The organism is Nostoc sp. (assembly GCF_036918245.1).
Taxonomy (GTDB): Bacteria; Cyanobacteriota; Cyanobacteriia; order Cyanobacteriales; family Nostocaceae; genus Nostoc.
In genome coordinates, this window is record NZ_JBALEF010000056.1 from 220,363 (window position 1) to 242,421 (window position 22,059).

The following is a 22,059-nucleotide window of genomic DNA, read 5'->3' on the forward strand; positions in this document are numbered from 1 at the left end:
CCACTCCCTACTCCTTTATTTTGTCAACTGTTCAGAAAATATCACCTTTTGATAGTAATCTTGTAGCTGCCTGGTGGCAGCTGCCCAACCCCAACTTTCTGCTTCTTGGCGGGCATTTTGACGGATGATATCTCGTTGTTGTTTTTGTTCTAAGAGTCGAAGAGTAGCAGCTAACGCTCCTTGAACATCTGCTGTTGGCTCAAAAAGATATCCATTTATCCCATCTGTCACAATATCAGGAATTCCCCCGGAACGGGCTGCTACCACGGGACAGCCAGCAGCCATCGCTTCTAGTAGTACTAAGCCTAGTGTTTCTGTACGGGAAGGAAAGATGAAGGCATCAGCACTCGCAAAGGCAGAACCTAACTCTTGCCCCATAAGATAGCCAACAAAATAAGTGTTTGTGCCAGCAAAGTGTTTTTGCAATGCTTGACGGTGTGGCCCATCTCCAACCAATGCCAACCGCGCTTGGGGAATTGCTTCTAAAATTGGTTTGATGCGCTCAATTTCTTTTTCAGCCGAAAGCCGCCCCACGTAAAGTAGCAATGGGCTTTCTGGATGATTTTTTGATAAGCGCGATCGCATCTCTACACTAGCTAAATCGGGGTGAAATAATTCTGTATCCACCCCACGCTGCCATAAATCTACACGTTCAATACCATGTGCTGTCAGTTCCTCTATCATTGCTGTGGAGGTACACAGATTTAAAGCTGCTTGATTATGAGCGCCTTTGAGCAGTTCCCACAGAAAACCTTCCAGCATCCCTAAGCCATAATGCTGGAGATATTGGGGTAAATGGGTATGATAAGAGGCCACCAAAGGGATTTTGAGGATTTTGCTATAAAATATGCCAGACAAACCCAAAACGGCTGGATTCACGACATGAATAATATCAGGCTTAAACTCTTCTAAGATGTAACCAATGGCTGGGCGAGGTAATGCCATTTTCAATTCTGGATACAATGGCAGAGGAAAGCCAGTAACGCCGTAAACTTTAGCGCCTTTGTGTTCTGTGATGCCTCCATCAGGGGCAATCACCAACACTTGATTACCACTGCGCTGGAGATGGTCAACAGTATGGCGCAGGCGCGTTACAATGCCGTCAACCTTGGGTAAAAAGGTTTCGGTAAATAGGGCAATTCTCATAAAAAACTATTCAGTCCAGGCAGATAATCTCAGCTTAAGAGTGCATTTTGCTATTAAACACAGAGTAACCTCTTCGATCACTCTTGGAGAAAGCAATCGCTGCAAGGCTTACGAGACTTCACTTTCCAGGTTTTAGCTACATTTTGGAATTTATATTAGAAAATAAAGCCTCAAATCTTGATTTAGTCATAGTTTCAGTTTTCTGCTTCGATTATTGTTTTCTGAGAGTGATTGGAAGAGCGGTAAACTGTCTCACGTCCTGTAATCAATTCTGCAAAATCAAAATCACTGTAGTAAACGGCAAATTTAGTAGTAGCTGGACGATACGCCTGATAAATAATAACTGTTTGGTCGTCATATTGTGCTAAAATACGACGACCAATTTTAGACCCACGATTTACTGGGGTTTACGCTAATTTCTGTGCCAAGAGACTTTAGGCAGAATTTGTTTGTGATCAACTCGCGTCTGATACTTGATGGCAAAGTTTAACAGAGAATCGAGGAGAGAATCAGAGAGCAGGTGAGGCTGTAAACCTAAATCAAGCAATTTTGTATTTTTAGCGTTGAAGTAATGTTTTTCTTTTTCAACTCTGGGATTATCTAAATGATTGATTTCTACGTTCAATCCGATAGCATTACCAGCTTTTTTCACCATCAATGCCAAATCGCCAACACTAAATTGTTCGGTAAATTGGTTAAATACGCGGAATTCGCCTGGTTGTGCAGGGTTAGCGATCGCTAATTCCACACATCTTACTGTATCCCGAATATCTAAAAATCCGCGAGTTTGTCCACCTTTACCGTAGACAGTTAACGGATGTCCAATAGCTGCTTGAATACAAAAGCGGTTCAGTGCTGTACCAAACACACCATCGTAATCTAGCCGATTAATCAATAGTTCGTCTATCCCCGTCTCTTCGGTTAAGACGCCATAAACTACACCTTGATTTAAATCCGTTGCCCGCAATCCCCAAATCCGGCAAGCAAAGTGGATGTTATGACTATCATGAACTTTGCTTAAATGGTACATTGAACCGGGTTGTTTGGGATAAGGTAGGGTATCCTTGCGTCCATTGTGTTCAATGGTGATATACCCTTCTTCTATATCAATATTGGGTGTACCGTATTCACCCATCGTTCCCAGCTTCACCAAATGACAGTCCGGGAAATCTTCCCGCATGGCGTACAGTAAGTTCAACGTCCCAACTACATTATTGACCTGGGTGAGAACTGCGTGTTCTCGGTCAATCATGGAAAATGGGGCCGAACGCTGTTCACCAAAATGCACTAGGGCATTTGGCTGAAATTGATGTAATGTTTTCTGGAGAAATTCGTAATTCGTAATATCGCCGATGAACAAGTCAATAGATTTACCCGTCAAATCTTGCCAGCGCTGGAGACGTTGTTGAATTAGTGCGATCGGAGTGAGAGTTTCGACACCAAGTTCATTATCCCAGTGCCGCCGCACCAAACTATCTAAAATTCCAACTTCATAACCTCGATTGGAAAGGTAAAGAGCAGTTGCCCAACCGCAATATCCATCACCACCAATAACCAGGACTTTCATCTTCACCAGTTTTTACTCGCTGATAGCTAAATCTATCAGGTTTCTGTACCCTCTTAATCATCATTCTGGGGGAGATGTGGATTTTAAGGGGAATGGGAAGTGGGGAGATGAGGGGAACAAGGAAGAATTATTGAATAAGTCTCTCCCTTGCTGTCTCCTCCCAATGCGTAATGCCTAATACCTAATACCCAATGCCCCATTAAAACTTTGAAATCCGATACTGCTGGGCAATGTAATAAAACAAACGATAGTAATTTTGAAATTCTTGGCTCTTACTCCGTCCCTGTAAATGGTATTTCACTTGACTCTGAGTTAGCGTCAGTGTCATCGAACCTGCTCGTCGATCGACTTCTACAACCAGCACCCCAGATACTCCTTGAACGGTCTGAAAGTTGGATTTTATCTTTTTCACGGACTCTTGATCGTTTGGTAGCTGATGACTTGCCCACCCGCGAATTTCCACTGAGTTATCCTGTGGTGAAATAAACGCAATTCCATCACCATTTTCTGAGGCTACTAAAGAAGTCCAGTTACTCGGATATGGAAATTCAAAGTCATAACGGGAGTTGCTATAAGTTTTCCAGGCGATCGCTCCGGCGTTAAAATCATTTGCAGTACAACTCCACAGCATTATTAACAGGGCAACGACTCCGCTAACGCTGGCGGCAAACGGATAAATTCTTCGCCCCAAACTATAGATTTTATTAGCAGTAGCCATTTACATCACACATTTTGCCAAAGTTACTGATTTTATAGAAATACCAGAAACTCAGATCAATACCTTTGCCAATTTACGAGTTATTCACGAATCGGGAAATGCACCGACAGAGCGTTCATTAAAAATTAAATAATATTCAGGATATTCACCATTCTCTTTTGAACTCTCGGTAGAAGAAGCTCAGACAAGGTGTTTTATCACACAAACTATGGACAATGTATCTCAGACAAATCGGCTAAATTTAGAGCTTTTTCACTTCCAAACAAACACATCTTTGCAATTTCCGCCAAATCTCTCTGTAATTTGCATCGGTAAGCCAAACGACCAAAAACCCCCAGATATTGACGTTTCTGGTTTACCAGATTCGGATGTGGTATCTCGCATCCACGCACAAATTTGGATAAATGGGGATGAATACTATATCACCGACTTGGGCAGTTCCAATGGTACATACATTAATGGTGCAAAACTTCAACCTCAAGTTTTTTGTCCATTGCATCCAGGAGACAGAGTTTCCTTTGGACAGGGAGACAAAATAACTTTTATGTTTAGGATGCAGCAGCACTCTGCATCTGCCACAAAAAATTCTGCACCAAACTCCGCGCCAACAGAAATTACAGCACCTAACATCGTTAAAGAAGAAGATCAAGTAATTTTTGCCTGTAAGCTTATTGGTTTAGGGCTAATCCTAGCAGGGATTACATTTTTAAGTACAAGCATTTATATTAGTGTTTATTTACGCAGCACACCTGGAATTTTACTGTGTATGGGAGGTGTAGTAGCTCTGAATTGGGGTGGGCGCGATAATCGGAAACTGGGATGGGTGTTGATTGGGATAGGAATCGCTCTTTTCATCGCCAGTGGTGTTGTAATCGGCTCGGTGTCTCTTTTTTCTATGCTATTGTCATTCGCTGGCATCTCCTGTGGATATCAGTTGTTTACAACCGGAAAGGTGTTCAACTTTAATCCGCTGACGCTCCTAGTTATTAAAAAATAAGCCAAGTCAGTCCTAATTAATTCTGAGAGGTTTATAATGAGCGATTTATCACTCAATAAACAGCATTTCACCCCCATTTGTAAATAAATGTAACGAAACTGACGTTAAAACGTTTTACCGTCTTGACAACCAATAAAAGAACCGATAACTTGATATACATACCCGGGTAAGACCGTTAAAGAGTTATATGCAAACGCAAACTAAGCAAAAGGTCACTTTGTATTTATCGCCAGAGTTGCACAGAAAACTGAAGATTCGTTCAGCAGTTGATTCCGAGCCAATGTCTGAACTTGCCGAACGTGCCCTTGGTTTTTACCTATCTAATCAAGAATTGGTTGACGAGCTAGAAGATTCTTCTTATGGGCGGACTCATAGAATTTATTCATGCCCAACTTGTGATAGCTCACTAGTCTTACGTGATGGGGAACTGGTTACTTTAGGCAATCAACCAGGAGTAGTTGGTCAAGAGCATCTTTCTCTCAATGAGATGGATGAAGATAAAACCAATGCCAAAGGTGAGGAAGAGTTAGTTCCTTGCTAGATAGATATTCATGATTCGGTTTTCTTTACCAGAAGCAATGTCTCTACTGTCTCTATAAGGTCTCAAGTAGGTCGAAGTATGAACGAAGAGCTCAAGATCCTAATTCAAGCTCAATACCCTTTAATCTACCTTGTTACCTCCGAGGAAGAGCGGGCCGAGCAAGCAATTTCCACAATCGCCCAGTTGTTAAAGCCCCAGCGCCGAGTATTTGTTTGGACAGTAACACACGGGATTGTTGAATATGGTCAACCCCGGAATGTCACCCAACATAATACCGTATCTCCAGAGGCGGCAATTGAGTGGATCATCCGGCAGAAAGAACCAAGTATATTTATTCTTAAAGATTTACATCCCTTTATAGATGCGCCTGCAACTAATCGGTCGTTGCGTGATGCGATCGCTAGTTTCAAAGGTATGCAAAAGAACATCATTTTGATGTCTCCGATGCAGCAAGTACCTATAGAACTGGAAAAAGAAGTTGTTGTTCTCGACTTTACATTGCCAGATATGGCTGAGTTGAATAAAGTCTTAACTCACCATATAGAGCAGAATCGTGGTCGGCGACTGACAACAGAAGCCAGAGAAAAACTTCTCAGAGCTGCTTTGGGTTTAACTAAAGATGAAGCTGAGAAAGTCTACCGTAAGGCACAGGTAACTAAAGAGCGTTTGACGGAAGATGAAGTAGACATCGTTTTATCTGAGAAAAAGCAACTAATTCGGCGCAATGGCATCTTAGAATACATTGAAGAAGATGAAACTATTGATGCTGTAGGTGGCTTAGAAGAGTTAAAAAGATGGCTCAAGCAACGCTCTAACGCTTTCACAGAAAGAGCTAGAGAGTATGGTTTGCCTCAACCAAAGGGAATGTTAATTTTAGGAGTTCCCGGTTGCGGTAAGTCATTAATTGCCAAAACTACTTCCCGACTGTGGGGTTTACCACTGTTGCGGTTGGATATGGGGCGAGTCTACGACGGCTCAATGGTGGGACGAAGTGAAGCAAACTTGCGAAACGCCCTGAAAACAGCAGAATCTATTTCCCCAGCGATTTTGTTTATCGATGAATTGGATAAATCCTTTGCTGGTAGTGGAGGTTCCTCTGATTCTGATGGAGGGACTTCAAGTAGAATCTTCGGCTCTTTCCTCACATGGATGCAAGATAAGAAATCACCAGTGTTCGTGATGGCAACCGCCAACAGAGTAGAACGCTTACCTGGCGAGTTCTTGAGGAAAGGACGCTTTGATGAAATTTTCTTTGTGGATCTGCCAACACCGGAAGAACGGCAGGATATCTTCAATATTCATCTGACCAAACGCCGTGAAGACATCTCTCGATTCGATCTTGAGCAACTAGCCAAGATGTCTGATGGCTTTTCTGGGGCAGAAGTTGAACAAGCGATCGTTGCGGCAATGTATGAAGCTTTTGCCCAAGATCGGGAGTTCACCCAACTAGATATTATTGCTGCACTGAAGGCAACATTGCCGCTGTCTCGAACGATGCAAGAACAAGTAACGGCTCTGAGAGATTGGGCCAGACAGCGTGCACGCCCCGCAGCATCCTCCGTAGCTGAATATCAGCGAATGGAGTTTTAAAAGCTTTCCTCTGCCATCCCAGGGGGAAAGGCTAGCTGAAAATGCTAGCAGTTATAAGAAAAGCCGCATCCTGTTAAGCGCGGCTTCGCCCAAAACAAACCGTTGTCGTTTTTCTCAATCTTCTCATTGGAGGAAACCCAAATGTCTCACTTTAGCACCCTGCGTACCAAAATCACCGATGCCGAAATCCTCAAGGCTTCCTTGCGCGACCTCGGTATCAGCGTAAAGACTGAAGCTGATGTCCGTGGTTATAACGGTCAGCGTGTCCGTTCTGACATCGTTGCCGTGTTGGAAGGCGAATATGACCTCGGCTGGTCTCGCAATGGCGATGGTTCTTTTGACCTAATCGCTGACTTGTGGGGCGTTGCTAAGAAGCACAACCAAACCGAGTTGATCAACTCAATCAACCAAAAGTATGCCGTTAACAAAACTTTGGCTGAAGTGAAACAGCGCGGTCTGCAAAACGCCAATGTGAAGTTGGTATTGCAATAACAATTTCTCTGCGCGTTCCCAAAGCTGCACGGGTTAACCATATAAATAGCGGTTAGCCCGCTTTTTTATCGGGACTGAGATTTATTTCTCAGTCCCTATTTTTTTCATCTAGCTAATTTTGAATATCCTATTTTGAAAAGCTTTATAGTTCCTTTTGGATATTTCCCATTTCTTCTTCTAACTCAATATTTGAAAACTGTGTTCTGTTTGTCTGTTGCTAAAGCCTTTTTAGTGCTTGCTTCATAATAGGAAGATGATTAGTAACCGTAGAAATTCCTCCACCACAACTAATTCCGTTAAATGTATCAGAACCCAGTGAAAGTTTAACTACAGTGCGAAAGCGAATTGGTAAAATAAAAAGAAGCAGTGCGACGGGGAACTAGGTAAATTAAAAAAGGCTGTTTTGAAGCATTACCTAATGTTAAAACTTCGCGCAAGTTTTCGCTGTGAGCAATTATTCCATTTGCATTGTAAGCGATATATTGATTTTTATATAAATCTAATAACATCTGGCGGTTACGATTTAACCACTTGAACATTTCATCTGTTTCTCTTTTAGAGGGAGTTGTGTTCATATATTTAATGTTGTCCGTGGATGTGGAATATTGGCACTATTTTAATTGTCTGGTGCAAGAGGTGAGCTACCAAACCTGACTTAAATCTAAATCTAAAATAAACCCACCATTAGAACTAAAACCCTGCACCTGTATCATTTTGCTTGTTTCTGGTAATGTGTAGTGTGCGATCGCATCTCTGGAGATCCACTTTTGCACCTATAGCTTAGACTTAAAAAAAAGCTTAGTATCGATGAATCAAACTGTAAGTGGTACTCCCAGTCTGGAAGAACACACTCATGAAAATCTTGTTGTTACCAAACAACAGCTATTTGGCAAGCAACTAATTGTCCTTGCCTTGGAAATGCTTCTGGCATTACCTCTGGGTTTACTCCTTGCAAAGTTCCAAATTGGCAGGATTGCCTGGATATTTGGCGGGATTGCGGCTGGTACAGTGGTTCTCCAAGGGTGTCGAATTTTTTATCAATATTCTCCCCAACCTAACCGCACTGCTAGAAAAGTGGGAATGGCACTTGTCGGCTTAACTGTCGGCGCTTCCAATTCCCAGGCTAATCTAGCTAGTATTGCTTCTTGTATTCCCATATTTATTTTTCTTACCTTATTTCTGCTGCTGAGTGGAAGTTGTATCGGTTACATTTACTCCCGCGTCAGCAAAACCAACCTATTTACAGCAATGCTGGCTACAGTTCCTGGCGGTGTAGGAATTATGGCCGCGATCGCTGCCGATTACAATAAAAATGTTAGCTTGGTTGCCCTAGTTCAGGCGATTCGCGTCACCTCTGTAGTTGTTCTAATTCCCTTCATCGCTAGAACATCAACTGGTAATTACTATCCGCAAACGCTCCCAATCAACGCTGCTTGGCTCAATTTCGATCCATCTCAATTAGAATTACTCTTGTTAGTACTCCTAATTACTGGATTAGTAGTTTATTCAGCTATATTATTTAAAATTCCCGCCGGCGATTTCTTTGGTGCATTATTGATTGGTATCGGGTTTAATCCTTTGCTACATTGGCTGCCTTTTGTGGGTGATATTAGCTTTAGTCCGCCGCCTTTAATTAACTTATTGGGTCAAATGCTTCTAGGAATTACTATTGGTGAATATTGGGGAGACAAACCCAACTTTAGAAAGCGGACTGTGGGCTATGCCTTGATGTCTGTGGGCATGACCCTCATCGCCGGAGCGATCGCTGCTATACTAGCGATGCAATTAACCTCTTGGGACTGGTTAACCTGTCTTTTAGTCACAGCACCAGGAGGATCGGCAGAAATGATCTTAGTTTCCCTAGCATTGAATCATAATGTTGAAATTGTCACAACTGGTCATTTAGTGCGACTAATTGCGATTAATAGTTCTCTACCTCTTTGGGTATTTCTGTTTCGCCGTCTGGATAAGCAACTTTCTGAATCACTTTGATTCTCTTAAAAATAAAGGCTATAACAGAGCGATCGCACGGAGTTTGATCAAGATTGTGCACCAGTATTTGGAGTGTTCCACCTATCACATAGAAGCGAACAATCGCACAATTTCGCTCGATGCCAACCTTCCTTGCTCAAATCTGGGACTATCTAATCTATTTAGGAAAAACGAATTTCTTCAATAAAGGAGATGCCATCAAAAATGCCATCTTTAAAAATTTGGGTACTACGAACTCGGTGATTTTCATCGAGTAAAGTCATTGTTTCCATAAATGTAATCAGCGCCTTATCTTGAGTTTTCGTTACCCGAAAGCAAATTGTGTCCTGACCTGCATCCCAAGCGATGGACGAAAAATCAGAATAATTACTAGAAAACAATTTCAGAATCCTATCTTCAAAGTATCCTTCAAAATTAAGCTGGAGATGAGAGCCATCTGAGTATTCATAATTGTTAACCTGTCGGTACTGGCTTCCCTCAATCAAGATGGTAAAACTACCGAAAAAGCTGCGAGAAAAATGTCCGCGTTTATCAGTTTTAATATACTCACCTTTCCAAGTGCCAATATGACGAGTAAAAATTTCCGGAACTTTCTCCAGATCGGGAGATATCACAGGGGTGATAATATCTTTGCTAATTACAGGATCGTTACTCATTAATTTTAGATAAAAACTAACTTTACTTTAAGTTTCACTTGACTAACGACGACCAATTTTCTGGCTCATTTCACGACTCGTGCGTTGATATTCGTGGACAAGGGGTAATCTTTCCGTCTGATAATTTTCCAGAGCTTCAGCAATACTACCACTAGACGTGAGATGTTGCGTTAAAGACAAACCATCTTCCCAACCTGAAGTCATGCCTCTAGCGCGAGTCGAACTTTTCGCGTGAGCTGCATCACCAATTAAAATAACACGACCATCATAGAGTTTCGGCAGGGGATCGATGTCATAGGAATAACGACAGATAATATTTTCCAGAGGAGTTGACTCAATCACATTTCGTGCATCCTCTGGGAGTTTGGCTAATTCTTCGGGAGGAATAGATATATTAGCCGGTTGTAGTGCGCCTATTTCAGAATCCGTCTGCTCTTTTTCTACAAAGAAACCCCAATGAGTCAGATTTCCACCAATATGAAAGAAATTTGCATAAATTCCCCGACCGCGTACATAAACAAAAAAGTTTCCTTCTGGACAGAAGCTATTATCTGTCACAATCCCACGCCAAACTAGATCGCCTAGATAGCATAGTTCTACATTCGGAACCACAAACTGCCGAACCTTAGAAAGAATGCCATCAGCACCCACTATCAGATCCCCTTCCCAGTGACTTCCATCTTTAAAATGTGCGATCGCACTATTCTCAGTCTGCGTTATCGAAGCTAATTGAGCGTTAAAATGAATATTCTTAGGGGGTAAAGTATCGAGGATTGCTTCTAAAATCGCTTTCCGGTGTACGAGCATTCCTGGTAGTTCATCTTCAGCATAGGTGACAGTTTCTGAATTGATAAATCCACCTTTAAGGTTGCGAAACTCGAATAATTTTACAGGATCGCCTGAGTTAATAATTTTTTGGCTGATTTGAGGGTTTCCTTGATCAAGTGCTTTCATACCTGATTGGACAATAAGAATGCCACATCCATCGGTACGCACTACGGGAGCTTTTTCAAACAAGTCAACTTGAAACCCTTCTTGAATAAGTAAACTTGCAAGATAAGCCCCTGATGTCCCTGCGCCGATAATACCTATCTTGCTGTTGGAAGAAACCATCTGTGACTCTCTTGATTTAATCTTGTTTAGATGATGCTTGATTGAGATATTATCTTAAATAGTAAGCCAAAAAGTTGTTTATGAAGGGCGATGCCTGCGGCGGGCTACGCCTACGCTAATAGGTAAATCGAGCTTTTTGGACTTGTGTATACTATTGTAGACCAGCCAAGAGGAGCAAGAATCAGCCTCCTCCACCTTTCAATCAAATTTCGCCTCTTGACCTGAACAATCAAATAGATGTAAACCTAACCGTTGCGAAAGTTCTTCACACACTTTTACCCCCCGCACACTATTACCACGCATATCCAACAACGGTGAAAAAACTCCGATGCCCATTTTATTGGGTACAACGGCAATAATCCCACCACAAATACCGCTTTTCGCCGGAATCCCAATTTTATAAGCCCACTCACCTGCAAAGTTGTACATCCCGCAAGTATACATCACACTCAGAATATCTTTGATGTAACGCTTATCTACCGCCCGTTCTTTAGTGACGGGGTTAATACCTCTGTTAGCCAGAGTAGCCGCCATCACCGCTAAGTCTTGGCAATTCACCATCACAGCACACTGCTGGAAATAAATATCTAGCGCCTCTTCAATGTTTCGGTCAATCATCCCAAAGTTGAGCATTAAATGCGCCATTGCGCGGTTACGATGCCCTGTACTACGTTCTGAGGTAAAAACTGAAATGTCAACGAATACGTCACGGCCAATATATCGGCGAAACATATCTAGCATTCGGTTGAGGCGTTCGGTAGGACCGGAACCTTTGATTAAGCTAGTGGTGGCGATCGCTCCTGCATTTACCATTGGATTATAAGGTCGCTTCGATTGCTCATCCAAAACAATCGCGTTGAATGCATCCCCCGTCGGTTCAACGCCAACTCTAGTTAAAACATAATCCAGTCCATGATCTTCTAAGGCAAGTCCATAAGCAAACACTTTAGAAATTGACTGAATAGTAAAAAGCTGCTCGTAGTCCCCAACTTTGTAAACTTGACCATCTACTGTCACAATGCAAATGCTGAACAAATCCGGGTTTGCCTTTGCCAGTTCGGGAATGTATTTCGCTACTGCACCCTCCCGCAGAGACTTGTACTGGGAATGTAACTCGTTGAGAAAAGCTTTTAATGGCGATGGTTCTATTTCTAAATCTCCCTGATGTGCTTGGTTTGTCATTAGGCTGATGGCATTTCCCAAAATACCTACTATATATAGAAGAGGTGCAGCTGTACATCCCTACAGTTACAAAGATTTTGTCAAAAACAGCTTGCTCTAAAAAATCATACTTGAGCAATTACTGAAGAGAAACCAGATAAGCTGTGATTTTTAGCACACGCAACATCTGTTACCTAAGCGATCGCAAAGTTTTCTTAATTTTTAAGTCATTAATCCGGAAAAATATTTACTTGAGTATTGCCCTTTTTTTTATACCCAGCTATACGGCTACTATTAGTGATAAATATCACTAATATCAGTCTAGTTGTGGAGAATAAAAGTAATGATTAATGTAAGTAGAAAAATTTTTGAAAAAAGATATTAAACTCAAACTAATTTGCATAATTATTTAAGACGTAACTCATATCACGACTTATTCATAGTTAAATCTAAATATTTCATTAAATAAATGATTTTAAGTATTTATGCAGATGCTATTTAATTAAAGTTATATTATCTCCTGAGAGCAAATAGCCAAAAAACATGTAATCTAGAATACACGAGTAGTTGCGAGCCTTTACAACCGATGTGAATAGGGTATCGTCACTTTGACGTGAAATAAACATAAAATTTTTTGAAGAAATTTTTGACTTCCTGAAAAAAGCGTTACATAGCCAAAGTCCGCTTTTGAAAAAGGTTTCGCCCTCCAAATTGGAATTGGAATTTGAAAAAGCGGGCAATAGTTACGCTAAAACCCTGATCCCCAAGCCAAAAGGTTCGTGTTAGTCTGTTGCAGTTATAAAGAACAAAGTGAAGACGGAACGAGTTCGAGTTTTTCAAACAGGGAAATCACTTTCATTAGTAGAAAAATCCCGCAAATTATAAAACTTAAGTTCTACAGTCGCTTTAAAAACGGACGCATGAATCAAAGACATTTGTGGATTATTGTTGCCCTGTCTATGGCTGTTTTGGGCATACCCTCAGTCGGTTGCACTCAAACCATCAAGGGAAATGTACTAACTTCCCAAAAATCATCGGCCCCTGATGTGGTGAAGGTGGGAGAGTACCAATCAACAGCAGGGAAACAAACCTTGGATGCTGTGATTACAGAAATTCATCCTCACAACATTAGAGGACGTAAGGCGGCAACCCTTTTTATCAGAAATATACCTGTTCTCACCTTTTTGAGTTCTGTATCAAATACGAATCTTGAAACTAAAAAAGTTGGTGCAATTGACAATACTGGGGGCGTACAAGGGTACGCCCTTATTACTAGCAATTCATCAAATGCATTAAATACTGGGAACGTAACAGATGGGAGTAACCAGATTAGCTCCGCTGACGATGACCCGGTTCAGATAGCTGGTGTAATAGCAGCTAAGATCAACCAGTTGAATCGGGAAAATGTGGACGGGAGTAAGATTACCGTCAGTTGGAAAGCTGGGGAAAAATCTACTGCTAATCAAGCGCAAAATAAAAGCGCCCCTGTCCAAGAAGATGGCGATCGCTATATAATCAAAATTAATGGCGAAGAGTTGGTCGAAATCAACGAAGGTACGCGATTAGCAGGTACTACCAACGATCTAGCGCAAGATGCATTGCAAGCAACCAATCGCTTGCGGAGACTACTAGGCAATGCATCTCCCCTAAAAGAGATTGCGAATTTACCAGTACGTCAACAAATATCAATACCAAAGCTACCCCAACAAATTGCCGTCGGAGTAGTGCGAGCCACCTTGAGAGGCATGGCTTCTTATTACGGCTATGACGGTTCTGGTAATCGTACTGCTAGCGGTCAGAGATTCAATCCCGAAGAAATGACTGCCGCCCATCGCAGCTTACCCTTTGGTACGCAAGTGCGTGTAACTAACACCCGCAACGGTCGTTCTGTAGTGTTGCGAATTAATGACCGAGGCCCATTCATTCGGGGTCGAATCATTGACGTGTCTGCCGGCGCGGCTCGAATTTTGGGAATGATGGGCAGTGGCGTTGCACCAGTACATATTGAAGTCTTAGAAAAATAATCATTAGGCAATAGCCAATAAGCAATAGGGAGTAGAGATTTTCCCAATGACGCCAGTCGCCTCAAGTCGGGAAACCCGCCCACGGCGCTGGCTCCCCAATGACGCCAGTCGCCTCAAGTCGGGAAACCCGCCCACGGCGCTGGCTCCCCAATGCCCAATTCCAGTTCCGTATCACTTAATTCCCCTAGTTAAATCATCTCTTCCCTCTATTTCGGATATAAACTAACGGGGGAGGGATCGATAAAAACTAGGGGTATTTTTGTGCGTCTGCTGACAACAGTCGCAGCTTTACGCTGCTATTTAACTAAATGCTCAGAAAACAAGCTAATTGCGGTTACTGAGGATCTGAGATTAGATGAGATGACTGGCTGGTATCAGACGGCAGTCGGTCTGGTACCAACGATGGGAAATTTGCATCAAGGTCATTTAAGCTTAATCCAACGGGCGCGGCAGGAAAATTCTACGGTGATTGTGAGTATTTTCGTCAATCCCCTGCAATTTGCTCCTAATGAGGATTATCAACGATATCCCCGCACTTTAGAGCAAGACCAACAACTTTGCGAACAAGCTGGGGTAGATGCCATTTTTGCACCGACTCCGGAAGAAATGGCAGTTCCTCAGAAGAGTATACAAGAATCAAAGGTTACACAAGTTATCCCCCCATCTGCTATGATAACAGGCTTGTGTGGTCGTTCTCGGCAAGGTCACTTTCAGGGTGTCGCTACGATTGTTACCAAACTTTTCCACTTGGTACAGCCTGACCGTGCCTACTTTGGTCAAAAGGATGGTCAGCAACTAGCAATTATTAAACGCTTAGTAGCTGACTTAAATTTGCCAGTAGAGATTGTTGCTTGTCCAACAGTACGGGAAGCGTCGGGTCTTGCCTTCAGTTCTCGCAATCAATATTTGACTGCAACGGCAAAAGAGCAAGCAGCGGTGTTATATCGAGGCTTGCGACGAGCTGAAGCTGCATTCATTGCAGGCGATCGCAATAGTAACAAGTTGATAGCAGTGGTACAGCAAGAAGTGGCAATGGTCAGCACGGCCTCAGTGGAATATATTGAATTGGTTGAACCGACTACGTTGATGTCTTTAGAAAAAGTTGAGGAGGAAGGAATGTTGGCGATCGCAGCTCGTCTTGGTGCTACACGTTTGATTGACAATATTATATTGCGGGATCGTCAACCCATTATCGCTATTGATGGTCCAGCTGGTGCTGGAAAATCTACAGTGGCGCGGCAAGTGGCAGCAACCCTGAATTTAGTGTATTTAGATACAGGAGCGATGTACCGTGCTGTCACTTGGTTAGTATTGCAAAAGGGGATTGCTATTGACGATGAGTGTGCGATCGCTCAATTAGCTAATCAGTGTAAAATTGAACTTACTCCCACCCAGGATTTACAATCGTCCGTGCGGGTTTGGATTGATGGTACTGATGTTACCCAAGTGATTCGCACCATTGAGGTAACATCTCAAGTATCTGCGATCGCCGCACAAAGCGCTGTCCGTCAAGCACTGGTTAAACAACAGCAAAACTGGGGTAAAAAAGGTGGTTTAGTTGCTGAAGGTCGGGATATCGGTACTCACGTGTTCCCCGATGCCGAAGTTAAAATCTTTTTAACCGCTTCTGTCAGTGAACGCGCCCGTCGCCGCCAGCAAGACTTTAACACCCAAGGTCAACCTGAAGTGAGTTTAGAGCAGCTGGAACACGACATCGCTGAACGTGACTGGAAAGATAGTACACGCAAAGTTTCTCCTTTGCAAAAAGCAGCAGATGCGATCGAACTTCAAACTGATGGTTTGGAAATATCTGAAGTTACGGCACAAATCGTTAACTATTACCAACAGCGTTTATCTCAGTGTTAATTACTGCTATTTGCTTGTTAGTTTTTTAGTTTCAAAGGGTGGTGGGTGAGTGATTATTCACTTACCATCCTCAAAACTGTATTTAAAAATAAAATAGATAATTTGACTATTGGCTATCTTCTTTAAAAATTAACACTTAGAAAATTTAAATAAATGTAAAATTTATTTAAATATTAAATCATCTCACTTTCGAGTGATTTTTCACATCGTAATTAATCCTACTAAAGATAGAAGTATGAAAGCTTTAATTGCTAAATGCTAGTTAGTTATTAGCCTTTCGCTATCAAATATTAGTCATTTTTATTCATAGTCAGGAATTGCTAGCGATTTGACTTATCACCAAAGTACTTTGTTTCCGTCTTCACTTTGGTAGTAAAATGACGATGTTAAGTTTTATGTTCCATGATTAAAGACATAAAACCCCTAAAAATAAAAGCTATTAATTTCCCAAATTTCTGCAATAGCTTAAAACTGGAAACCGGTAAAGAGAGGATTTTACACAATGGCATTTGTACAGCCCCCACTACCCTTTGAAAAGGATGCTCTAGAGCCTTTTGGTATGAAAGCTGAAACTTTCGAGTATCACTATGGCAAGCATCATAAAGCTTATGTAGACAACCTGAACAAGCTCACTGAAGGTACAGAACTTGCTGATAAGTCTCTGGAAGAAGTGATCAAAATTTCCTTCCAAGACTCCTCTAAGGTGGGAATTTTCAACAACGCTGCCCAAGTTTGGAACCACACTTTCTTCTGGAATTCCTTGAAACCACAAGGTGGTGGCACACCGACAGGTGAACTCGCAGCCAAAATCGATAAAGATTTTGGTAGTTTCGACAAATTCAAGGAAGAGTTCTCTAACGCGGCTACAACTCAATTCGGCAGCGGGTGGTCTTGGCTGATCGATGATGGTGGTACGCTAAAGGTGATCAAAACACCAAATGCAGAAAATCCCCTAGCTCATGGTAAGAAGGCACTCCTAACCTTGGATGTTTGGGAACACGCCTACTACATTGACTATAAAAACGCCCGTCCAGCGTTCATCAAGAATTTCCTAGAAAACTTGGCCAACTGGGACTTTGCTGCTGAAAACTTGGCTAAAGCTTAATTAATTTCGGTTTTGAACTGAGTGCGATGCCTCTTAGTAAACTGCTTCTTACCTTTTGAGAATGGCAAAGCTAAATGCGTCTACGCCGCTTGTGCCAGACTATATAAAGTAGAAGCAATAAGTTAATTTACAAAAGTTGAAGCAGAAAGCCCAATAGGAAAGGGAGAAGTTCTTTTTAATTTCTCCCTTTTCTGTTTTCCAGTAGTGGGACAGACATTGCCTAAATAAAAGTAGTGACATGAAAATCAAAATATAAAATATATGGATAGCAAAGAACTAGCGCAATACATCGAAGCAACGAATAGCATCTCTAAACCTTGGGTATTGGTACAACTGCGCCTCAAAAAATTGCAAGAGCGTCGAGCCACCCTGACAAATGATGCCTACATCAAAGAATTAGAAGATATTTACCAAGACTTGATGAATTTGGGGGAATGGTGGCGTGGTATTGAAGATGAGGTATTTTAAAGTGAGGAGTTATGAGTTATGAGTTTTCCTAACTCCTAACTCCTAACTTCTTACTTAAAACGCAACCTGATGGCTCAAGCTCTCGATCAAGTCGATTACGATACTCTCGATGCTGCAAAACGACGCTTCATCGATGCCGCAAAACGCACACTTGGCTTTGCAAGCGCTTATGGCATCGTGCCCGCGTCAGGTCTGGGAGCAAGCGCTAACGCTTTCAGCCTTAACCTTGCTCCGTTTCTGGAGGCCGGGGCTAGAGAACTTTCTGTGACACTTGTCCCCGAAGGACTGGGCACCGCAGACGATACCCGCCCTGACGACCTCTCTGAAGAAGAACTTCGACGATTCTGGTGGAATATTGGTATCAAGATCATCTCGTGTCTGACGAACGATGCCGCAACTTCAGGTATGCAGACTATACTTCTCGGTCTTTATCTGCCGTCGAGTACTCCTGAAACAATCTTTACCCCCGCTTTTCTTGATGGATTTCTTGATGGAGTAGTTGAGGGGTGCAAACGCGTGGGATGTGTCTATCTCTCAGGGGAAACTCCTCAACTCAAAACCAAGATGATTCCAGGGCGGCTCGACATCGCCGGCTCAGTTTTTGGGGTTATGCCGGCTGGTGTTGCTCCTATTGATAGTTCGTGTCTGGATGCCGGAAATACCATTGTTCTCGTCGAAAGTTCAGGTCCCCATGAGAACGGCTTTACCCCACTGCGAAAGCTTGCCGAGTCGCTTCCTGATGCCTACAGAACAAAACTTCCAAGTGGGCAGGAGTTCTGGGAAGCGATGAATGCTGCTTCGTATCTCTACACGCCCCTTGTACAGGCGGTGCTTGGTGAGGGAATTCGTCCCACGGCGATGGAGAATATTACTGGTCATGGCTGGCAAAAGCTGATGCGGTCAGTGAAGCCGCTTCGGTATGTCATTGAAACGATGCTCCCAGTACCAGAGATATTTACATTTGTTGAAAGTCATCTTGAGGGTGGGGCCGAGACGATGCTTTCGGTGTTCAATTACGGTGCAGGATTCGCATTCTATACAGAGTCAGAGCAGGATGCAGAGAGAATTGTCCTGCTTGCAAGAGAACATCAACTTTCGGCTATGATTGCAGGAAGAGTTGAAGCGTCCCTTTCCCGCGAGGTAGTGGTAGAACCCTTGGGAGTCACCTTGAAGGGAGATTCTTTTGGAATTGCACGAGCGATATAATGCAACCCAAGCGATCGCTAGTTTTCTCGAAGTGTAGACTCACTTAGGCGATGCCTGCGGCGGGCTACGCCTACGCTCAAGTCATTATTGATTAAAAAAAGCTGTAATTACTGAGATAAATAACACTTTTTATACGCAATAATATTGTGACTTTCAGGCTTATTAGAAATAATTACTCTATTAAAGCTTTATTTTATAAGTCATTTACCACAAATGCTAAAGACATCTTTATGAAATTTTAGATGTAATATTTATTGCTACTTAAAAATAGAGTAGTGTAAATTACCCATGACTACTGAGATTAAGATTTGCTAACGTAGTCTTAACATATTGAAAAATTTGCTGAGAAAGCTGAGAAAGTAGCAGCCGATACTAATTTTTAGTGTTGGTTCTTTCTCATCTAGAGATGTGGCGTTTTGGTGTGTTAAGAAAATATATTTTTCTTCAGAGGGGGTTATGGTTGTAAATTTGGCCCGTACTACAGCTTCGGCAGAACTTTTGAAGCAAGTATTTCGTAACATTGATGCACATAGTTGTCCAAGGCTATTCAACTTTCACATGCACACTGTCCACTCGGATGGAAGGTTGCAGCCAAGTGCATTGATCGAGCAGGCGATCGCTATTGGGCTAAAAGGGTTAGCGATCACCGATCATCATGGTATTATCGGCTATCAAGCGGCCCTTGCTTGGTTAGAAGATTGGAAGTGGAATAATCCTGATGCAACCATTCCTCACCTGTGGAGTGGCGTGGAAATCAATGCCAACCTTTTAAATATAGAAGTTCACATTTTGGCCTATGCTTTTGCAACAGAACACCCTAGTATGAAACCCTATCTGCAAAGAAGGGCGACTACAGGCCAAGAATATCAGGCAAGTAACGTGATTGCCGCTATTCATGAAGCTGGGGGATTGGCAGTTCTGGCTCATCCAGCTCGTTACAAGCGATCGCTTTTCGATTTAATTCCAGCTGCGGCGCAAAAAGGGATCGATGGTGTGGAAACTTTCTACGCTTACAATAACCCTAACCCCTGGAAACCCAGCACCTTGGAATCAGAACAAGTGCAAAAGTTAGCTGATGAATACTTTCTTTTCAATACCTGTGGTACTGATAGCCACGGTTTAAGCCTGCTACAACGCTTGTAAAAATGAATCGATTTTTTTCAACTCTCCTGGTTCAATCTGCCAGGAGGTTATTCTATTTTGGATTTTCGCTAATCAAGCCTGATATTAACCTACATTCGGCTGGTTAGTTTGAACCATATTAGAGTTAACTTCAAGAGCTTGAGAAGCTATCATAATTGTTTGTTTAGCAGCTTTTCCCTTACGTTCACTGTAGCGGTCTGTGAGATAATCAACTTTGTTACGCAATAATTGAGTCACCCGTTCTTTAATCTCATCGCGGACTCTAGGAAAAATTTCCGGTTGTTCTGCTGGATCGTCTAACTGCCAGTCTTCAAATACTTCTCGCACAACCCACTCCGGCGGCAAATTCACGCCACAGCCACACAAAGAAATCACTACATCAAAGTCTTGCGCTTGGAAATCACTCAGGGGTTTGGAGTGTTGATCGGTAATATCGATACCAATTTCTTTCATGGTGGCGTAGGCGTAGCCCGCCGCAGGCATCGCCTCTGGTCTGACCTGACTTGCTTCTAAGCCTGAGCTAATCACTTCAATTTTTCCCATCCCAAGGGTTTTAGCAAAGCCTTCCGCCATTTGAGAACGAGCAGAATTCTTTTTACAGACAAACATCACACGTTTCATCGTTCAACTCCTCCAAATAATTTGACTAAATTTATTTATCAAGTTCTCAATTCCGATGGCAAAAAATAACGTTTCTCAAACCAGAAAGCAACATTAACAAGACCAATCAATACAGGCACTTCCACCAGAGGCCCGACGACGGCAGCAAAAGCAACACCCGAATTAATGCCAAATACAGCGATCGCAACTGCGATCGCAAGTTCAAAATTATTTCCGGCGGCTGTAAACGCTACACTTGCGGCTCTAGAATAATCTGTCTTAATCCGCCAAGCCATGTAAAAGCTAACCAGAAACATAATCACGAAGTAGACGATCAGGGGAACTGCGATCTTCACTACATCTAAGGGTATTTGAACGATCAAATTCCCCTTCAAGCTGAACATAACCACGATTGTAAATAACAGAGCAATCAGCGTGGTCGGGCTGATTTTAGTCACAAATTCCTCATGATACCACTGCTTGCTTTTCATCTTTACTAGGAAGAAACGAGTGAAGAATCCAGCTAAAAAGGGAATACCGAGATAGATAAACACACTTTTAGCAATCTCGGCAATGCTGACATTAACAACACTGCCTTGTAACCCGAATAGTGGCGGCAGTACAGTGATGAAGAACCATGCATAAGGGCTATAAAAGATAACCTGAAAGATACTGTTGAAGGCAATCAATCCCGCTGTATATTCTGTATTGCCTCGTGCCAAGTCACTCCACACAACTACCATTGCAATACAACGAGCTAATCCAATCAGAATCAATCCCGTCATCTATTCTGGATAACCGTGTAAAAAGGTAGCTGCCAAAGCAAACATCAGAATTGGCCCAATGATCCAATTCTGAAGTAGTGACACACCAAGAATTTTTCCGTTGCGAAATACATCCCCTAATTCTTCATACCGCACCTTAGCTAGGGGCGGGTACATCATTAGAATTAACCCAATGGCGATCGGTATATTGGTTGTTCCTACTTGGAACTGGTTGATAAAGGCTTCTACTCCCGGAAAGAAATAACCCAGACCAACACCAAGAGCCATTGCTAAAAAAATCCACAAGGTTAGGAAGCGGTCAATAAAGGAGAGGCGTTTTAAAGTCTTTTTGTTCATTACAATTAACCCCGTACATGAATGCAGGAGCTTCAAGCAGGAATTTCAGATTATTCAATCCAACATCCAAAATTGAAAATCTAAAATTCGGTGAGTTCTATAAAGAGTATATCTCCATCATTTCAAAAAAAATTGATTTGTAAAATCGTATGTAACTATAAGTAAACAAAAAATTACAAAAAAAATTGATGAATTTTTAAGTCTCGCAGGGGGGACGAATAGGCAATATTGGACTAAAGCGACGGAATTCTGCTAAATACTGCTCTAAGGCAACAAACTGTGGCAGATTGAGGCTGTAGTAAATCCAGCGCCCTTCTTGACGAGCGCGAACTAAACCAGCTTCTTTCAGGGTTTTGAGGTGAAAAGACAGTTTAGACTGAGTGGTTCCCAGATGGTCGCACAGGTCACACACGCATAGTTCTTGAGAGCGCAGCAGTTCTAATATCTTAATCCGTAGGGGGTCAGACAGGGCATGAAAGCCAGCAGCGATCGTATCAGGAGTGAAGGTGCTATTAGGAGGCATCAACTTTTTTTGAAGTATTTATTTATGGTA

Annotated in this window: 22 protein-coding genes and 2 pseudogenes; 12 read left to right on the top strand and 12 right to left on the bottom strand. The window is 42.3% G+C overall.

From position 1 onward, the window contains the following. Positions 1 to 15: 15 nt before the first annotated feature. From V7L12_RS16070 to V7L12_RS16080, 4 genes are all read right to left on the bottom strand, one after another. Positions 16 to 1,146, bottom strand: a complete 1,131-nt coding sequence (locus tag V7L12_RS16070; RefSeq protein ID WP_335085559.1) for a glycosyltransferase family 4 protein — start codon at positions 1,144 to 1,146, stop codon at positions 16 to 18. Positions 1,147 to 1,340: 194 nt separating this feature from the next. Next, on the bottom strand, positions 1,341 to 1,529 hold the full coding sequence (locus tag V7L12_RS33220; protein ID WP_442947894.1) for a DUF4291 family protein: 189 nt from the start codon (positions 1,527 to 1,529) through the stop codon (positions 1,341 to 1,343). Positions 1,530 to 1,558: 29 nt separating this feature from the next. Then, positions 1,559 to 2,713 (bottom strand): NAD-dependent epimerase/dehydratase family protein, encoded by a 1,155-nt coding sequence (locus V7L12_RS16075; protein ID WP_335085562.1) that lies wholly within the window; start codon positions 2,711 to 2,713, stop codon positions 1,559 to 1,561. Positions 2,714 to 2,912: 199 nt separating this feature from the next. Continuing rightward, complete coding sequence (locus V7L12_RS16080; RefSeq protein ID WP_335085564.1) at positions 2,913 to 3,431, bottom strand: hypothetical protein; 519 nt, start codon at positions 3,429 to 3,431, stop codon at positions 2,913 to 2,915. A gap of 208 nt (positions 3,432 to 3,639) precedes the next feature. On the opposite strand from V7L12_RS16080, the gene V7L12_RS16085 reads away from it, so the two are divergent. From V7L12_RS16085 to V7L12_RS16100, 4 genes are all read left to right on the top strand, one after another. Then, the gene (locus tag V7L12_RS16085) at positions 3,640 to 4,428 is read left to right on the top strand and encodes an FHA domain-containing protein (protein WP_335085566.1); all 789 of its coding nucleotides are present in this window, start codon (positions 3,640 to 3,642) and stop codon (positions 4,426 to 4,428) included. 187 nt (positions 4,429 to 4,615) lie between these two features. Next, the gene (locus tag V7L12_RS16090; protein WP_335085569.1) at positions 4,616 to 4,969 is read left to right on the top strand and encodes a hypothetical protein; all 354 of its coding nucleotides are present in this window, start codon (positions 4,616 to 4,618) and stop codon (positions 4,967 to 4,969) included. Between the two features lie 78 nt (positions 4,970 to 5,047). Then, entirely contained in the window at positions 5,048 to 6,559 is a 1,512-nt protein-coding gene (ycf46, locus tag V7L12_RS16095) for a stress-responsive protein Ycf46 (RefSeq protein WP_104906609.1), read from the top strand. A gap of 141 nt (positions 6,560 to 6,700) precedes the next feature. Then, the gene (locus V7L12_RS16100; RefSeq protein ID WP_094350625.1) at positions 6,701 to 7,051 is read left to right on the top strand and encodes a DUF1257 domain-containing protein; all 351 of its coding nucleotides are present in this window, start codon (positions 6,701 to 6,703) and stop codon (positions 7,049 to 7,051) included. Positions 7,052 to 7,374: 323 nt separating this feature from the next. On the opposite strand, the gene V7L12_RS16105 is transcribed toward V7L12_RS16100, so the two are convergent. After that, entirely contained in the window at positions 7,375 to 7,626 is a 252-nt protein-coding gene (locus V7L12_RS16105; RefSeq protein ID WP_335085571.1) for a DUF5678 domain-containing protein, read from the bottom strand. A gap of 66 nt (positions 7,627 to 7,692) precedes the next feature. Then, positions 7,693 to 7,824: a hypothetical protein gene (locus tag V7L12_RS16110; protein WP_335085573.1), complete on the bottom strand. Its 132-nt coding sequence runs from the start codon at positions 7,822 to 7,824 to the stop codon at positions 7,693 to 7,695. A 34-nt stretch (positions 7,825 to 7,858) separates the two neighbouring features. Between V7L12_RS16110 and V7L12_RS16115 the strand changes: the two genes are divergently transcribed. Continuing rightward, positions 7,859 to 9,043, top strand: a complete 1,185-nt coding sequence (locus V7L12_RS16115; RefSeq protein WP_335085574.1) for an AbrB family transcriptional regulator — start codon at positions 7,859 to 7,861, stop codon at positions 9,041 to 9,043. 161 nt (positions 9,044 to 9,204) lie between these two features. Here the strand turns inward: V7L12_RS16115 and V7L12_RS16120 are convergent, their stop codons facing one another. The 3 genes from V7L12_RS16120 to glsA all read right to left on the bottom strand — a co-directional run bounded on the left by V7L12_RS16120 (position 9,205) and on the right by glsA (position 11,994). Next, positions 9,205 to 9,699, bottom strand: a complete 495-nt coding sequence (locus V7L12_RS16120) for a hypothetical protein (protein ID WP_335085576.1) — start codon at positions 9,697 to 9,699, stop codon at positions 9,205 to 9,207. A gap of 42 nt (positions 9,700 to 9,741) precedes the next feature. Further along, entirely contained in the window at positions 9,742 to 10,812 is a 1,071-nt protein-coding gene (locus tag V7L12_RS16125; RefSeq protein ID WP_335085578.1) for an FAD-dependent monooxygenase, read from the bottom strand. Between the two features lie 198 nt (positions 10,813 to 11,010). After that, on the bottom strand, positions 11,011 to 11,994 hold the full coding sequence (gene glsA, locus V7L12_RS16130) for a glutaminase A (protein WP_335085580.1): 984 nt from the start codon (positions 11,992 to 11,994) through the stop codon (positions 11,011 to 11,013). 899 nt (positions 11,995 to 12,893) lie between these two features. Between glsA and V7L12_RS16135 the strand changes: the two genes are divergently transcribed. The 7 genes from V7L12_RS16135 (at position 12,894) to V7L12_RS16165 (ending at position 19,785) form a co-directional block, all read left to right on the top strand. Next, a complete protein-coding gene (locus V7L12_RS16135; protein WP_335085582.1) occupies positions 12,894 to 13,997 on the top strand; it encodes a septal ring lytic transglycosylase RlpA family protein in 1,104 nt (367 codons plus the stop codon). A 46-nt stretch (positions 13,998 to 14,043) separates the two neighbouring features. Next, entirely contained in the window at positions 14,044 to 14,223 is a 180-nt protein-coding gene (locus V7L12_RS16140; protein ID WP_335085584.1) for a hypothetical protein, read from the top strand. 35 nt (positions 14,224 to 14,258) lie between these two features. Next, positions 14,259 to 15,863 (top strand): bifunctional pantoate--beta-alanine ligase/(d)CMP kinase, encoded by a 1,605-nt coding sequence (locus V7L12_RS16145; RefSeq protein WP_335085586.1) that lies wholly within the window; start codon positions 14,259 to 14,261, stop codon positions 15,861 to 15,863. A gap of 502 nt (positions 15,864 to 16,365) precedes the next feature. Beyond that, entirely contained in the window at positions 16,366 to 16,968 is a 603-nt protein-coding gene (locus tag V7L12_RS16150) for a superoxide dismutase (RefSeq protein ID WP_335085588.1), read from the top strand. Between the two features lie 261 nt (positions 16,969 to 17,229). Then, positions 17,230 to 17,436: a hypothetical protein gene (locus tag V7L12_RS16155; RefSeq protein ID WP_104906601.1), complete on the top strand. Its 207-nt coding sequence runs from the start codon at positions 17,230 to 17,232 to the stop codon at positions 17,434 to 17,436. Positions 17,437 to 17,505: 69 nt separating this feature from the next. Further along, on the top strand, positions 17,506 to 18,642 hold the full coding sequence (locus V7L12_RS16160; protein WP_335085590.1) for an AIR synthase related protein: 1,137 nt from the start codon (positions 17,506 to 17,508) through the stop codon (positions 18,640 to 18,642). 456 nt (positions 18,643 to 19,098) lie between these two features. Next, positions 19,099 to 19,785 carry a PHP domain-containing protein gene (locus V7L12_RS16165; RefSeq protein ID WP_334822660.1) on the top strand — a complete coding sequence of 229 codons (687 nt, stop codon included), beginning with the start codon at positions 19,099 to 19,101 and terminating at the stop codon, positions 19,783 to 19,785. A gap of 222 nt (positions 19,786 to 20,007) precedes the next feature. Here V7L12_RS16165 and arsC read toward each other — a convergent pair. The 3 genes and pseudogenes from arsC to V7L12_RS16180 form a co-directional block, all read right to left on the bottom strand. After that, positions 20,008 to 20,406 (bottom strand): annotated as a pseudogene (gene arsC / locus V7L12_RS16170) (arsenate reductase, glutathione/glutaredoxin type); the annotation flags it as partial. 38 nt (positions 20,407 to 20,444) lie between these two features. Next, positions 20,445 to 21,506 (bottom strand): annotated as a pseudogene (arsB, locus tag V7L12_RS16175) (ACR3 family arsenite efflux transporter). Positions 21,507 to 21,702: 196 nt separating this feature from the next. After that, positions 21,703 to 22,029, bottom strand: a complete 327-nt coding sequence (locus V7L12_RS16180) for an ArsR/SmtB family transcription factor (RefSeq protein WP_335085594.1) — start codon at positions 22,027 to 22,029, stop codon at positions 21,703 to 21,705. Positions 22,030 to 22,059 lie beyond the last annotated feature (30 nt).